Annotated in this window: 14 protein-coding genes and 1 pseudogene; 10 read left to right on the forward strand and 5 right to left on the reverse strand. The window is 58.7% G+C overall.

What is annotated here, in order from left to right; translation table 11 throughout:
- Window position 1 precedes the first annotated feature (1 nt).
- Complete coding sequence (locus tag G3N61_RS05050) at window positions 2-1,051, forward strand: IS110 family transposase (RefSeq protein ID WP_241017584.1); 1,050 nt, start codon at window positions 2-4, stop codon at window positions 1,049-1,051.
- A 209-nt stretch (window positions 1,052-1,260) separates the two neighbouring features.
- On the opposite strand, the pseudogene G3N61_RS05055 reads toward G3N61_RS05050, so the two are convergent.
- Window positions 1,261-1,614: pseudogene (locus tag G3N61_RS05055) on the reverse strand (transposase); the annotation flags it as partial.
- 360 nt (window positions 1,615-1,974) lie between these two features.
- Here G3N61_RS05055 and G3N61_RS05060 point away from each other — a divergent pair.
- From G3N61_RS05060 to G3N61_RS05090, 7 genes are all read left to right on the forward strand, one after another.
- Complete coding sequence (locus G3N61_RS05060; RefSeq protein WP_205821759.1) at window positions 1,975-3,294, forward strand: MFS transporter; 1,320 nt, start codon at window positions 1,975-1,977, stop codon at window positions 3,292-3,294.
- A gap of 262 nt (window positions 3,295-3,556) precedes the next feature.
- A complete protein-coding gene (locus G3N61_RS05065) occupies window positions 3,557-4,714 on the forward strand; it encodes a porin (protein ID WP_205821760.1) in 1,158 nt (385 codons plus the stop codon).
- A 146-nt stretch (window positions 4,715-4,860) separates the two neighbouring features.
- Window positions 4,861-5,760, forward strand: coding sequence for a polysaccharide deacetylase (locus G3N61_RS05070; protein WP_241017585.1), 900 nt, complete (start codon window positions 4,861-4,863; stop codon window positions 5,758-5,760).
- Window positions 5,753-6,499, forward strand: coding sequence for an SDR family oxidoreductase (locus G3N61_RS05075; protein ID WP_205821762.1), 747 nt, complete (start codon window positions 5,753-5,755; stop codon window positions 6,497-6,499). The genes G3N61_RS05070 and G3N61_RS05075 overlap by 8 nt, the downstream gene beginning before the upstream one ends.
- 2 nt (window positions 6,500-6,501) lie before the next feature.
- Window positions 6,502-7,239: an SDR family NAD(P)-dependent oxidoreductase gene (locus G3N61_RS05080; RefSeq protein WP_205821763.1), complete on the forward strand. Its 738-nt coding sequence runs from the start codon at window positions 6,502-6,504 to the stop codon at window positions 7,237-7,239.
- Between the two features lie 477 nt (window positions 7,240-7,716).
- A protein-coding gene (locus G3N61_RS05085) for an IS3 family transposase (RefSeq protein WP_205821790.1) occupies window positions 7,717-8,915 on the forward strand; the annotation gives its coding sequence in 2 pieces (ribosomal slippage) (window positions 7,717-8,032 and window positions 8,032-8,915; 1,200 coding nt in all).
- A gap of 290 nt (window positions 8,916-9,205) precedes the next feature.
- Window positions 9,206-9,772: a GNAT family N-acetyltransferase gene (locus tag G3N61_RS05090; RefSeq protein WP_205821764.1), complete on the forward strand. Its 567-nt coding sequence runs from the start codon at window positions 9,206-9,208 to the stop codon at window positions 9,770-9,772.
- A 21-nt stretch (window positions 9,773-9,793) separates the two neighbouring features.
- Here the strand turns inward: G3N61_RS05090 and G3N61_RS40225 are convergent, their stop codons facing one another.
- Window positions 9,794-10,180 carry a VOC family protein gene (locus G3N61_RS40225; RefSeq protein WP_043177460.1) on the reverse strand — a complete coding sequence of 129 codons (387 nt, stop codon included), beginning with the start codon at window positions 10,178-10,180 and terminating at the stop codon, window positions 9,794-9,796.
- Window positions 10,181-10,482: 302 nt separating this feature from the next.
- Between G3N61_RS40225 and G3N61_RS05100 the strand changes: the two genes are divergently transcribed.
- A complete protein-coding gene (locus tag G3N61_RS05100) occupies window positions 10,483-10,773 on the forward strand; it encodes a hypothetical protein (protein WP_089452482.1) in 291 nt (96 codons plus the stop codon).
- Between the two features lie 172 nt (window positions 10,774-10,945).
- Here G3N61_RS05100 and G3N61_RS05105 read toward each other — a convergent pair whose 3' ends face one another.
- From G3N61_RS05105 to G3N61_RS05115, 3 genes are all read right to left on the reverse strand, one after another.
- Complete coding sequence (locus tag G3N61_RS05105; RefSeq protein WP_205821765.1) at window positions 10,946-11,710, reverse strand: hypothetical protein; 765 nt, start codon at window positions 11,708-11,710, stop codon at window positions 10,946-10,948.
- 51 nt (window positions 11,711-11,761) lie between these two features.
- Window positions 11,762-12,370 carry an acyl-homoserine-lactone synthase gene (locus G3N61_RS05110; protein WP_043177453.1) on the reverse strand — a complete coding sequence of 203 codons (609 nt, stop codon included), beginning with the start codon at window positions 12,368-12,370 and terminating at the stop codon, window positions 11,762-11,764.
- Between the two features lie 210 nt (window positions 12,371-12,580).
- Window positions 12,581-13,024: a DUF4902 domain-containing protein gene (locus tag G3N61_RS05115; protein ID WP_205821766.1), complete on the reverse strand. Its 444-nt coding sequence runs from the start codon at window positions 13,022-13,024 to the stop codon at window positions 12,581-12,583.
- Between the two features lie 73 nt (window positions 13,025-13,097).
- Here G3N61_RS05115 and G3N61_RS05120 point away from each other — a divergent pair, with 73 nt between their 5' ends.
- Window positions 13,098-13,817, forward strand: a complete 720-nt coding sequence (locus G3N61_RS05120; protein ID WP_089452485.1) for an autoinducer binding domain-containing protein — start codon at window positions 13,098-13,100, stop codon at window positions 13,815-13,817.
- The last annotated feature ends 26 nt before the right edge of the window (window positions 13,818-13,843 follow it).

Raw genomic sequence — 13,843 nt, forward strand, 5'->3', positions numbered from 1 at the left:
CATGAGCCAGCAATGCTCTACTGCGATCGCCCGCATGGGCATCGATATCGGGAAGTCCGTGTTCCACGTCGTCGGACTCGACGCCAAGGGAAAACCGGTGTTCCGGAACCGATTTACGCGTGAGCGATTGCTCGAGTTCCTGGCGCGTGCGTCACCAACGATCATCGGGATGGAGGCGTGCCCTGGTAGTAACTGGCTCGCTCGCAAAGCGATTGGTCAGGGACATCAGGTCCGTATCGTGCCGGCTCAGTTCGTCAAACCGTTTGTTAAGTCGAACAAGACCGATATCGTCGACGCAGAGGCTATTGCCGAGGCGATTTCCCGTCCCACCATGCGCTTCACGCAGCCGAAGACGGAAGCACAACTCGATCTGCAGGCGCTACATCGAGTTCGGCAAAGACTGGTCTCCAGCAAGACAGCCATCGTCAATCAGGCTCGTGCATTTTTACTTGAGTACGGCCTGACTATCGGAGCTGGCCCCGCATACTTTGTTCGCGATATGCCAAGCATCCTCGCCGACGACGGCAACGGTCTAACGCCTGCGATGCGTGAGCTGTTGCAGGAGCAGTGGCAGGAATACCGCTCCATTGAGGCACGCCTTTTGCAATTACGCCGCCAGATCGAAGCAATCGCAGGGGCCGACGATGTCGCCACACGACTGATCTCGGTACCGGGTATCGCGCATCTGACCGCGACCGCGATTACTGCCTTCGCAGGTACCGGTACGCAGTTTAAATCCGGCCGCCATTTCGCTGCCTGGCTAGGCCTTGTTCCCGGCGAATTCTCCACCGGAGGCAAGCAGCACCTGCTCGGCATCACCAAGCGAGGCAATCCATATCTCCGCAAGCTGTTGATCCACGGTGCCCGAGCATGCGTCCTGCATCTCGATCGGACCAAGGATCATCTCGGGCTCTGGATTTCGCAGATGGAGGCGAAGGGCATACACCGCAACAAGGTCATCGTCGCACTGGCCAACAAGCTCGCGCGTATCGCGTGGACCATCCTCACGCGACGAGGAACGTTTTATCTTCGGCAGCCGCAAGCACAGTAGGCTGCCGATCACCCGTCAAGGTTTGCAGACGTGCAATTGATGACGAAACAGCGCACCGGCGTTCGGTAAACCCGGGACAAAAAGACGGCCTTCGAGGTCAGTCCACTTATTGGGAACTGAGCGCGCATATCCCATCATGGCCTTGCCGCCAAAAGCGGCTGACTTGCGAGAGGCCGGATACATTTACGCAAACTGTCTCGTCGGAGAACGCCCGCTTGCAAAGCCGGGGCGGACCATACATTTTTTGACTGGCCATGTTCGACTGCTTCCCGGAGCGTCTCGTTCTCCATCGTCTCCTTGCCGAGCATCCGTTGCAACTCACGAATCTGCTTGAGCGCATCGGCCAGTTCCGACGCCGGAACCACTTCTTCGCCAGCCTTGACCGCTGACAGGCTCCCGTCCTGGTACAGCTTGCGCCAGTGGAACAGCTGGTTCGGGTTCACGCCATGCTGGCGCGCGACCATCGATACCGATTTTCCCGGCTCGAAGCTCTCTCGCACCATCGCCAGCTTTTGCTCCGCCGTCCAGCGCCGCCGACGCTCCGGGCCCGTCAACACATCCATCACTTCCTGCCTGGTGTTAGTCAAAAACACAGTCCTATGCCTACCCGTTAGTTTAAGCGGGAGACTGTGTCCGGAGATTCAGGGGGCCGCTCCACTCACCTATGCAAAAAAATGCATAGGTCACATCGCAATCAAGTATTTGTGACAGTTTTTATGTCTACCTAACATCGAATCACCCCGCATAGTGTTGCGCGTTCGTCCGAGAGAATTTGATCGGTCTCGCCTTACGTAGGTCGACGTACTGGATAGTCGGAGGGAGGAAAAGATTCGGAGCGCGCCCATAGAAAGCGCCCTATAAGTTTGGTCAAAAATGCGGAAGGGACATCGGAAGGCAGCGAGTTCCTTCGACGAAGAGAGACAATGGAGACTTCCCAAATCATGCATGAGATAACACAAGGCGCAGCGGGTGCCGCTGACCCGAGTGCAGAACGACGGAGTAAGAAGGCGACGCGCGCAGCGATTATCGGAAACGTCCTCGAGTGGTACGACTTCGGCATCTACGCGTTCGTCGCCGCCATTCTGGCAGCGAAATTCTTTCCAGCAGAGGACCCGCTCGCGTCTCAAATGTCTGTCTTCTTGGCATACGGTATTGGATTTGCTGCCCGACCTCTGGGTGGTGCGATCATCGGACGAATAGGAGACCTAAATGGTCGTCGAAGCGCGTTGTTCCTAACCATGTACCTGATGGCGGGATCGACGGTGGCCATCGGTCTTTTGCCCACCTACACATCTGTCGGCGTGTTCGCACCCGTACTGCTTGTATGCGCGCGACTCGTACAGGGCTTTGCCGCCGGTGGCGAGTGGGGTGGCTCTACAGCCTTCATTGTGGAGTGGGCTCCGCAAGGGCGTCGCGGATACTACGGAAGCTTCCAACAAATGAGTGTAGTTGGAGGGATCTTGCTGGGGTCGGCTACTGCGGCAGTCTTCAGCACGGCTCTCGATACTGATCAAATGACCGACTGGGGCTGGCGAATCCCGTTCCTGCTGGGTGGTCTTCTTGGGCCGGTTGGTATTTTCCTGCGACGTACGGTCGACGAGACCCCTGCTTTTAAAGCAACACTGCGAAAGGATGCGCCTCGCCCCGCGATCGTGAACCGCCTGTGTCTTGCCGGAAAGGCATTTGGGTTCACCGTCTTGTGGACCGTATCAACCTACGTGTTTCTTACGTTCATGCCGACGTGGGCGGCGAAGAATATGGGCGTCTCACCCACGGCATCGCTGTGGGCAAATACCGCTTCGCTCGTTGTGCTTATGGTATGCGTGCCGCTGATGGGGCAGCTCTCAGACAAGATTGGTCGGAAACCACTACTTCTCAGCTGCTGTGCGCTCTTCATTTTGCTGCCATGGCCCGCTTTTTCACTGCTTGTTCAATCACAAGGTTCAGTTTTAGTCCTCGCCGTCGTACAGTGCGGGTTCGCTGTGGTCATTTCCGCCTTCAGCGGACCGGGCCCTGCTGCAATCGCGGAAATCTTTCCCACAGAGGACCGTTCAACCCTGATGTCGATTGGCTACGCTGTATCTGTGGCGATATTTGGCGGCTTTGCAGCAGTCATTTGTCTCTGGCTGATCTCAACGTTTCACTCGCCCATCGCTCACTCTTTCTATCTGATTGGAGCGGCAGTAGTATCGGCGGTCGCGATTCTGACTATTAAAGAAACGGCATTTTCTAAACTTTCGTAGTCTCTCCATCGGCTAACGCCGACAAGGAATTCCAAATAACGCATTGCTTCCTGCCGAGAAATAATCGTTAAGAATCGATAAGATGTGCGGGAAGAGTTATTTATCCTAGTGAAGATCTCGTATTTCGGATGTTGATGCATATACGAATCAAATTTATATTTTGATTGGTTATGCTAACGATGGTATTTGAGTCAAGTACAAAATATTGCTAAAAATACCTATGGTCGAGCATTAGACGACCGATGCGTTTGGAGATGGTTGAATGAAACTTAAAAATATCGCAATGGGGATTGTCGTTGGGTCGGCAGCTGCGTCTTCCTATGCACAGTCAAGTTTGACACTTTATGGCGTACTTGATGTAGGTTTCGACTACATCAGCAACGATCATGGCAAGACAAACGTCACGTTAAGTCCGGGTGTTCTTCAAGGAAATAGATGGGGGATAAAAGGAAAAGAGGACCTCGGAAATGGCATCAGTGTTATTTTCACTTTGGAGAATGGTTTCTCTTTGACGAGCGGCGCACTGGGGCAAGGTGGACGTGAGTTCGGGCGAGCATCTTGGATCGGACTATTCAGCGATCGATACGGAAATCTCACCATAGGACGCCAGTACGACTCCGTTGTGGACTATGTGCAAAGTATGAGTAGCATTCCTTACACCGGCCTAGCGCATCCATTCGACAACGACAATCTTGACAACGATTTTCGTATCAACAACTCTGTCAAATATTCAAGTCCCTCGTACGGCGGTTTCCGCTTCGGCGGGCTCTATGGCTTCAGCAACGGTGGCGCGGTTGCAGGAGATAACGTCGGCTTTGCTACAAATCGCGTATGGAGTGCAGGTGCGTCGTATTCGTTCGGCAATTTCAATTTAGGCGCGGGTTATCTCCACGTGAACTTGCCGAACACGACGACGACGGGGGCAGTGTCAGGCGACTACATCAACGTCCTCAATACTTCAGCGCTCGGCCCGCTAGGTCTCGCGTCGAGTGTGCGACGACAGGAAGTCTTCGCAGCAGGCGTGGGGTATCAAGCTGATCCGCTATCGTTAGGTTTTGTGTACAGCCAGTCGAGGTTTGACTCTGTCGACGACCGATTGAAATTCAACAACTACGACGTGCACCTAAGCTATCTTTTCAGCCCAGTTTTCTCCGTCACAGCGAGCTATGTCTTTACGGATGTCGTACTTGAATCGACGGACACAAAAGGTATATACCATCAAGTTCAGCTAATTGGAGACTACCTTCTTTCTAGACGGACGGATGTTTACGTCCTCGGAGCATATCAAAGAGTCGGAGCAGGTGCCCCAGTCGCATCCATAGCTCCCGATACATTCGGCCCCGGAGGCGCGTCCGCGCCTGACCAGTCTACGAGCAAAAATCAGTTTCTCGTTCGGGTTGCGCTACGTCACAAGTTCTAACACTGGACGAACGGCGATGTATCGGATCATCGAAAGATTGAATAGTCTGTTCGGTCACGAGTGACGGCCGTCTTAGAGCTTTGAGACGAAGATCGAGGAAATACATGGAATGCCGAGTACTTAGGAAATTAAACTAGGAGATCATGATGAGTGAAGCACAAATTGATCCTTGGCAATGGGATGAATCTCATTGGCGTGGATTGGTGAACCAGGTTAGAGCTGGCCGAAGTCTTAGGCCGCGCGCATGGAAGGATGGAAAGAGGTGCGCATTTGCACTTTCGTTCGACTCCGACCATGAGACAAACGAATTGCGCGATGGTGGGAAATCGATTGGCCGCATGGCGTGGGGTCAGTATGGGAACAGAGTAGCCGTTCCGAAGATTCTCGCGATGTTGGCGAAATATGACGTACCCGCAACTTTCTACGTTCCGGCGGTCGTTGCGATGCTCTATCCTGAAGAACAGCAGAGGATCATCGCGGGAGGTCATGAGATTGGAATTCACGGTTGGATTCATGAACTCAACTCGGTTTTGCCCTATGAAACAGAGCGGGAGCTAATGCTGCGGTCCGCAGACAAGCTTGAGGAGGTGACCCGCAAGCGGCCAGTGGGCGTGAGGACGGCGTCGTGGGACTTCAGCCCGAAAACATTAAAAATCATCAAGGAGATGGGCCTGACATATGACTCGTCGCTGATGGCAGACGTGGATTGCTACGAGCTTGAACTTGACGGTACCCCAACTGACATTGTCGAGCTACCGGTTGAATGGAGTCGCGATGATGCGGTTTACCTTGTTACTCATCGCTTCGGTTCGCTTCGGCCATATACGGCACCCAGCGCGGTTTTTGAGATTTTTAAACGCGAATTTGACGAAGCGTACATGGAAGGCGGCGTATTTCAACTCACGACTCATCCGCATGTCATCGGATATCGGTCAAGACTGTGGATTATCGATGAACTCATTCGCTACGCCAAATCTAAGGGTGACGTTTGGTTTGCAACCCACGCAGACGTAGCGGTATTTGCGAAGGAGAGTGCCAATGCGTAGGGTTGCCCTCATTACCGGAGCGGGTGGCGGCATCGGTAGGGCAATTGCTCTGGAACTTGCATCACGCGGGCTCGACATCGCGGTCGTGGACCAAAACGTTGAATCGCTGCTCGAGCTCCAGAAAATGGTTCTGTCCTGTGGGGTCCAATGTTCCGAGTTTGTCGCGGATGTCGCGGATTTTTCGACCGCTTCGCGCATCGCGACTGAAGTCATGGCGACGAGAAAGCGTATTGACGTCCTTGTCAACAATGCTGGGGCGTCGGCTCCGAAAGGCATTGTCGAGATTTCCGAGGCCGAGTTCGATAGGTCGATTGCGGTCAATCTCAAGAGTTGTTTCAACTATGCTCACGCGGTCGCTCCTCATATGCTCGCCGATGCTGAGGGAGGTCGAATCATCAATATTTCATCCGTGAGTGCGAGCTCTGGCGGAGTGACAAGTGCCGTGAGCAAGCACGCGTATGCGACCGCGAAGGCCGGAATTCTCGGTCTGACACGTTCGCTCGCAAAAGAACTTGGCCCTACAGTGTTAGTGAACGCTATATCTCCAGGGGTCATCGCTACCGAATATGTTAGCGAGAAGTTAGGGCCCCGAGTTTCCGAACTGACAGCGGGAATTGCGCTACGTCGTCTAGGTATTCCGGAAGACATAGCGAGTTTTGCAGCTTATTTGGCTTGCGAGAAGAACGTCTACATGACGGGGCAGAATGTAACAATCGATGGTTTTCAATGGAGTTGTTGACAATGGATTTGAACTTCGAAAAAAAGACGGTATTGATCTGCGGTGCGGCGCGCGGTCTCGGAGCCGGCATTGTTCGCTCGTTTGCGAGCCGCGGGGCAATTGTCCATGCTGCCGACCGGCTGGAGGACGAGATGCGCGATCTGCCCGCGCATCGAACAACCCTAGATTTGACTGACAAGGCGCAAGTCGTTTCGTGGGTTCAGGCAGTGGAAGAGAAGGGTCCGATCGACGTGCTCGTGTACGTAGCAGGAGGTGTAATGGGCCAATCGCAACAACCGATGGAGTCCGTGACCGAGCAACAGTGGGATGACGTCGTTCGGATTAACTTGACGGGTGCGTTCTATGCGTCGCAAGCGGTAGTTCCGGGCATGAAGCGATTCGGACGAGGACGCATCATTTTTATTACCTCTCCAGCAGGCCTGCGGACGTCATTGACGGGCATCCAAGCCTACGCCTCATCGAAGGCTGGCGAAATTGGTCTCGCAAGGCAGTTGGGGCAAGAACTCGGAAAGTTCGGGATAACTGTGAACACTGTTGCGCCGGGCTTCTTCAGGACAAGCCCGGATTACGAACGTCAGTGGAACTCGTATAGCCCTGAGAGGCAAGCCGAAGTGCTCGCCATGAGCGCAAGAAACAGGCAAGGAACGCCTGAGGACATCGCGAACGCGGTGCTGTTCTTTGCGTCAGACTTGGCAGACTTCGTCACAGGCCAAACGCTTTCCGTTACTGGTAGTCCCTAACTAACTAAGCCGGCACCATTGCGCAAGTCGAGGCCGTTGAACAGGCGCAGCCACCATGCGTTGTTCGGGGGTTCTCTGACACGAGAGGTCCACGGTTGTGGACCTTCTGAAGCTATTCCGGAGATCTCACGCCGACGTTAGTCCAGTGCATATTGTGAAGCATCCCACACGGACTTGATCTCGTTGTGGTCGCGCGGCTCGGGGTCGTCAAATCGATCCCGCAAATTTGAAATGGCGCAGTATGTCGTTCGGTCCATTCTCTGAACGACGCAGAGGCAAGCCAAGAAAACGCGGCGGCATCTGTTGATAGCCGCCTTTTTTGGAGAGTGAGTTTTTACATAAATATAATTGACAACGTTTTGACTGTTGCGGTTTTTTGATATGTGGAGCAGCCCCGCATATCTGAGGACACGAGGACTCTCTTAAAATAGAGATAGTCTTGTGCCTAACAGTAAGCCTAGTCATTACGTGGAATCCATCGAAATTCTGACCGAGCCGGAGCGCCGTCGTCGGCGTACCGCGCAGGAAAAAGTCGCCATCGTGCAGGAAACACTGGAGCCGGGCGCCTCCGTGTCGGCGGTGGCACGCCGGCACGGCGTGAATGCCAACCAGGTGTTCGGCTGGCGCAAGCAATATCAGGAAGGCAGTCTGGCAGCGGTGAAGGCTGGCGAGACCGTTGTGCCCGCATCTGAGCTGGCCGCCGCAATCAAGGAAATCAAGGAACTGCAACGACTACTCGGGAAAAAGACGATGGAAGTCGAAATCCTGAAAGAAGCCGTTGAATGGGGCCGCTCAAAAAACCTGATTGCGCGCTCGCCCTTGCTGCCGGGGGACGACCTTTGAAAACGGTCTGCGAAGTTCTCGGCGTGGCGCGCTCTGGTGTAGCAGCGAAACAGGTTCGCTCGCCCGATTGGCGCGACGGCCGTAGCGCCAAACCGACTGACGACTCGGCATTGGTCGACGAGATTCAGGCCCATGTAGCGCACCTCCCAACGTACGGCTACCGACGCATCTGGGCACTGCTGCGCCGCAGTCGAGAGCAGACCAGCGCGCCATGCATCAATCACAAGCGCGTGTATCGGGTTATGCGTGAGCATCAGTTGCTGCTGCGGCGCCCCGGCGTGCGACGAGACACTCGACGGCATGACGGTCGAGTTGCTGTTGACCGAAGCAACACCCGCTGGTGCTCCGATGGCTTTGAGTTCCGGTGCGACGATGGCACACCGCTGCGCGTCACGTTCGCCCTGGACTGCTGCGACCGTGAGGCCATTAGCTGGGTAGCGACGACAGGCGGCCATAGTGGTGATGTGGTGCGCGACGTGATGCTGGCTGCCGTCGAACAGCGCTTCGGCACCACGCAGGCTACGCAGACCATCGAATGGCTATCGGACAACGGCTCGGCATACATCGACCATCGCACACGCAGCTTCGCTCGTGAACTGGGACTTGAGCCGCTAACCACGCCGGTCCGTTCGCCGCAGAGCAATGGCATGGCCGAATCGTTCGTGAAGACCATGAAGCACAACTACGTCGCGTATATGGACAAGCCCGACGCACCAACAGCGCTCTCGCGTCTGGCCATCGCGTTTGACCACTACAATGAGCGCCACCCGCACAAAGCCCTGAAATACCGCTCGCCTCGCGAGTTCAGACGCGCTGCGGTGTCATCAACCTAACAGTGTCCGCGTGTCCTGAATCGCAGGGGCAACTCCAGTGCCAAATAATCGCGAGGGAATGCGGCGTAAGTTTTGGCGTAGGTTTGTAGTCGAAGGCCCGCCAGAAAAGGCCGCTTCACTACTTCGAAGAGAACGAGTAATCGCCGCGGGCGCGCCGGCGCCCGTTTCTCGTCACCGATTCCCTGGATCGTCGCCGGCAGAAGCGACGATCCCGACTTCCCCTTCGTCCGTTCCGCTTCCGGGTTTGTGACGGCGCTTGCATTACGCCGCCGGAACGATCCGTATCCTCCATGTCCACACCGTCGAAGATCGAAACCGCGCGTCTGACGCTGCGTCGCTGGCAGTCGGCGGATGCGGACGCGCTGTCGGCAATGCATGCGGATCCGGACATGACCGCGTGGCTCGCGCGCGGCCCGATGTCCGTTGACGAGGCGAGCGACGTCATCGCGCGCTTCGACGCGCAGTTCGATGCACACGGTTTCGGCCCGTGGGCGATCGAGCGCCGCGCCGACGCGATGTTGATCGGGGTGTGCGGTCTGTTGCACGAAGTGCGTGCAACGCATCCGATGGCGCCGTGCGTCGAGATCATGTGGCGGCAGGCTCGCCACGCATGGGGGCATGGCTACGTCGCCGAAGCGGCCGCCGCCGCACTGGCCGACGGGTTCGGCCGGATCGGGCTCGGCGAGATCTTCGCGTGGACCGCCGACACCAACCTGCGATCGCAGCACGTGATGCAGCGACTCGGCATGCACCGCCAGCCCGCGCGTGACTTCGACCATCCTGCGTTGCCGGAAGGTCACGCGCTGCGTCGGCACGTCGTGTATGCCGCTCGCGCCGCCGGCCTGGCCGGCGCGTAACGGCTCACGCGTATTCGCGTGTCAGCGCCACGTGCCGTTCTGCAGCACGATCCGGTAGCCGTCGGCATCTTCGAAGGTCTGGCCGGATATTTCCCAGTAAGGATTGAACGACGTGACGGGCATGAAGCCATGCGCTGTGGCGCGCGCGCAGGCGGCTTCCCATTCCGGCCGATCGGGCAGGTAGAACACGATCAGGTCTTCGGGCGTCGGCGACGGCGCGATCGGATGGTCGGGGCAGTGCGTGAATTCGAAGTGATAGTCGAGGCCGTCGCGTCCGAGCATCACGCCGGAAAAGCCGTCGTGATCTTCAAAGCGGGCAAGAACGGACAAATCGAGGGCTTCGCGATACATGCGCTCGGTGCGGGTGAGGTTGCTGACCGGGCGGGCAATGCGCAGATGGGCGTGCAAGATGGCCTCGGAGGTGAGTGGCGGGCCGGTCAATGATAAGCCGGCCGATCCGGATTGCGCGAGGTGAACGGAGCGTGCCCGGCGCATGCTCGTCGTATTGAACGATATGAGCGCGTTCCGGCCAAACGAATCGAATCGTCGAACCTCGTCTCGCGAAAGAAAACACATGACGCTTCCGATCCAACGCCACTGCGCTCGCCCCGATGTGGCGAGTGCTTGTCCGGACAACCTTCGAAGTTCCGCTTTGGCGTCAGCCTGTCGATCGACGGACGGATGCACGCATCCCGGACGAGAGATCGTGAATGAGTAAGCCCGATCTCCGTCGGCCGGTTGCCGGCCCTTATCGCCAGTCGCGATGGGCGGGCGTGCTGGAGCTTGCCTTTGGATGGGTGGCCAAGGGGACGATGGTGCTGCTCGGACTCGGCTTGGCTGCGCTGGCGGCCTTGACGGGCGACGTGAGTGCGCTGGCGGACCTGCCGACAACCAGAAAGGGGTGGCTGTACCTGCTGCTGGCAGTGGTCGGGGGAGTCGCGCTGATATTTGCGGTGCACCACTACTGGCTGCGACCGATCGGTGTGTACCCGGCGGGTTAGGCAGGGCGGAGGGGATGTGTCCCCGCAATTCGCGCAGGCAAGAAAAAGCCCGCTACATTGAGCGGGCTGAATCCATGTTTGGAGACATGGAGGAGACAGACGTAAATTTAAGGGAAAACCCGACCCATGGCAAGCCCTATTTGTATCGATACAACTTTTTGTTGCGCCGCACTCACATGGCGTCTGCCCGCGCGTGCGCCGCGAACGCGCTGAACCGCTCCTGCGCGACAGGCAACGCGAACTTGTCGCGCATCTCCGTCTCGATCCATGCACAGGCCTCGCGCGCGCAGTCGGTCAGCGCGTGCCGTGTCGCGTGCCCGTCGATGTCGTAGACGAAGCGCACGCCGACCTCGTCGTCGGCCACCTGTCGCTCGAGCTGGTTGAGCTGCAGTTGCGGCCCGTGCTGTTGCGACAGCGCGCGCAACTCGTCGAAGTGATATTCGAGCCAGTCGGCAAAGAACAGCGCGTCGCTGTGGCACGGCAGCCGGAAAGCCGCGCTGCGCGACGGGCGCGAACCGGCTTCGCCGGTCAATGCGTGCGGTTCGCTGTCGGAGGCGATGGACGTGTCGACGGGCGCGAGCGGGTGCCGAATCCGGCGGTAGGGCTCGCGATCGCGCAACGCATGCCACAGCAATTCGTCGCCGGCGGCGCCGGATGGCTGCATCGTCAGGTCATGCCGGCCGTCGCCGGCCGGCGCGATGTCGCGGATCACGAGGCGCAGCGAGCAGAGCGGCTCGTCGGCGACCAGCAGGGTCGCCGCACGCGGCAGCCCGCACACGAGCGGTGCGGCGCCGGCGGCACGGAACACGAGGCCGCGGCGGTCGAGCCGCACGAGCGGCAGCGGCCGGGGAAACGACGGGTAGGCGACCGCGATGCGGGCGCCGTTGACGCTCGTCAACCCGGGCATCATCGCGCGAAAGACCTGGGACTGGTCCACGTTGATTCTCCTTCGTTACGATACCGCCCGGACCGAAACGCGCGTTCCGGCTCAGGCGGCGATGGCTTGCCGGGCGGCCTGCCCCGGCTCGATTCCTAGTGCAGCAAACGTTTGCGGATCGATGTCGATCCAACACGCGACCACCAGACGTCCGTCCACCTGCTTCGGCGAGCCTGCGCGGTGCGCGTGTATGCCGATCCGGCGGAACAGCCGCTCCACGCTTGCGAACGTCACGCCGATCAACTGCCGCGCGCCAAGCTTCGCCGCGCATTCGACGACGGCCGCGAGCATCGGGCGCACGGCCCATTCGGCATTGCCCGGCCCGCCTTCGTCGTCGGTTGCCGCGAACCGGGACAGCTCCCAGACGGCGGCCGATTGAGGCAGCGGCATGTCTTCGGCGATCAGGTCGGCGAACAGCGACTTCAGCAGATACGGGCGCGTCGTCGGCAGCAGGCGCGCACATCCGCACATGTCGCCGCCGGCGTTTCGCGCGAACACGTAGACGGTATCGTCGCGATCGAACTGGTCGCGCTCGAAACATTCGTTCGCCGACGGGAGCGCCCAACCGAGCTGCTCGACGAACACACGGCGCCGATAGCGCCCGAGATCCGCTGCAAGTTCGTGTGGCAACCGCCCTTCCTCGTGAACGAAGGTCCGCATGGTGTCCTCGGATCTGTGCTTTTGTATCCGTGCATTACATCGCGCAGCACGAGGGGGCTGTAACTGGTAACTCTTACAGGGTGACGGCGAAAGGGCGCCGTTCAGGACGTGGTTTCGGTTTCTTGATCAACGGGATTGAAAACCGAGCCGCTTTTGCTTATAAAGAGCGCCAGCATCGCGGAAATCGTCAGAGGAATGTGCGGCCAGTTGTCACTGGAGCGTCGGCCCGGCATGATAGGCGTCGTTGTGCCCGAGCAGGGCCGACGCGACGGCGGCGGGCCAGTCGATGGACGCAAGCCGCGCGGCGAGCGCGGCGGCCGTGCGGAACATGCCGATGTCGGCGCCCGTGGCGTCGACGGCCATCACGTTGCTGCGGACGTCGCTGCCCGCGATCACGAACGTGCCCGTCGCGCGGTCGAGATACCAGTCCCAGCCGACCGTCACGTAAGCGACGCCGGTATGGGCCGGGCGATGCCATTCGGTATAGCCGGCAAGGCGTGCGTCGATGGCGCTGTCGTGCAGTTCCGCAAGCAGCGATGCGTCGAGGCCGCTTGCGACATGGTCGAGCGCAAGCGCGGCCAGTGCGCCTTCTGACAGGCGTACGTAGCCGTCCGGGGACGGGCCGGGGACCGGGTGCAGCAAAGGTGAAGTCATGCGCGGAATGTATCAGCCTCGAACGGGTGCTGGAACCTGACAAGTATGACAGCGTGTCGTTGTCGGAGAATGAATGGAACTGCGCTGGCAGGATGCCTACCAACAATTCAGCGCCGCGGAAGACGAGCAGCAACTCTTCCAGCGGATCGCCGCCTATTCCAAACGGCTGGGATTCGAATACTGCTGCTACGGCATTCGCGTGCCGTTGCCCGTATCGAAGCCGTCGGTCGCGATCTTCGATACCTATCCTGACGGCTGGATGGCGCACTACCAGGCGCAGAACTACATCGAGATCGATTCGACGGTGCGCGACGGCGCGCTCAGTACCAACATGATCGTCTGGCCGGACGTCGACCGGATCGAGCCGTGCCCGCTGTGGCAGGACGCGCGCGATTTCGGGCTGTCGGTGGGGGTCGCGCAGTCGAGCTGGGCGGCCCGCGGCGCGTTCGGCCTGCTGAGCATCGCCCGCCATGCCGACCGGCTGACACCGGCGGAAATCAACATGCTGACGCTGCAGACGAACTGGCTCGCGAACCTGTCGCACTCGCTGATGAGCCGCTTCATGGTGCCGAAACTGGCGCCGGCGGCGGGCGTCACGCTGACCGCGCGCGAGCGCGAGGTGCTGTGCTGGACCGCCGAGGGCAAGACCGCGTGCGAAATCGGCCAGATCCTCAGCATCTCGGAACGGACGGTCAACTTCCACGTCAACAACATCCTCGAGAAGCTGGGTGCGACGAACAAGGTCCAGGCGGTCGTCAAGGCAATCTCGGCCGGGCTGATCGAGACCCCCTGACAGGGCACGAGGGCGGGCGGCGGCGC

Source organism: Burkholderia sp. Ac-20349 (assembly GCF_017104865.1).
Taxonomy (GTDB): Bacteria; Pseudomonadota; Gammaproteobacteria; order Burkholderiales; family Burkholderiaceae; genus Burkholderia; species Burkholderia aenigmatica.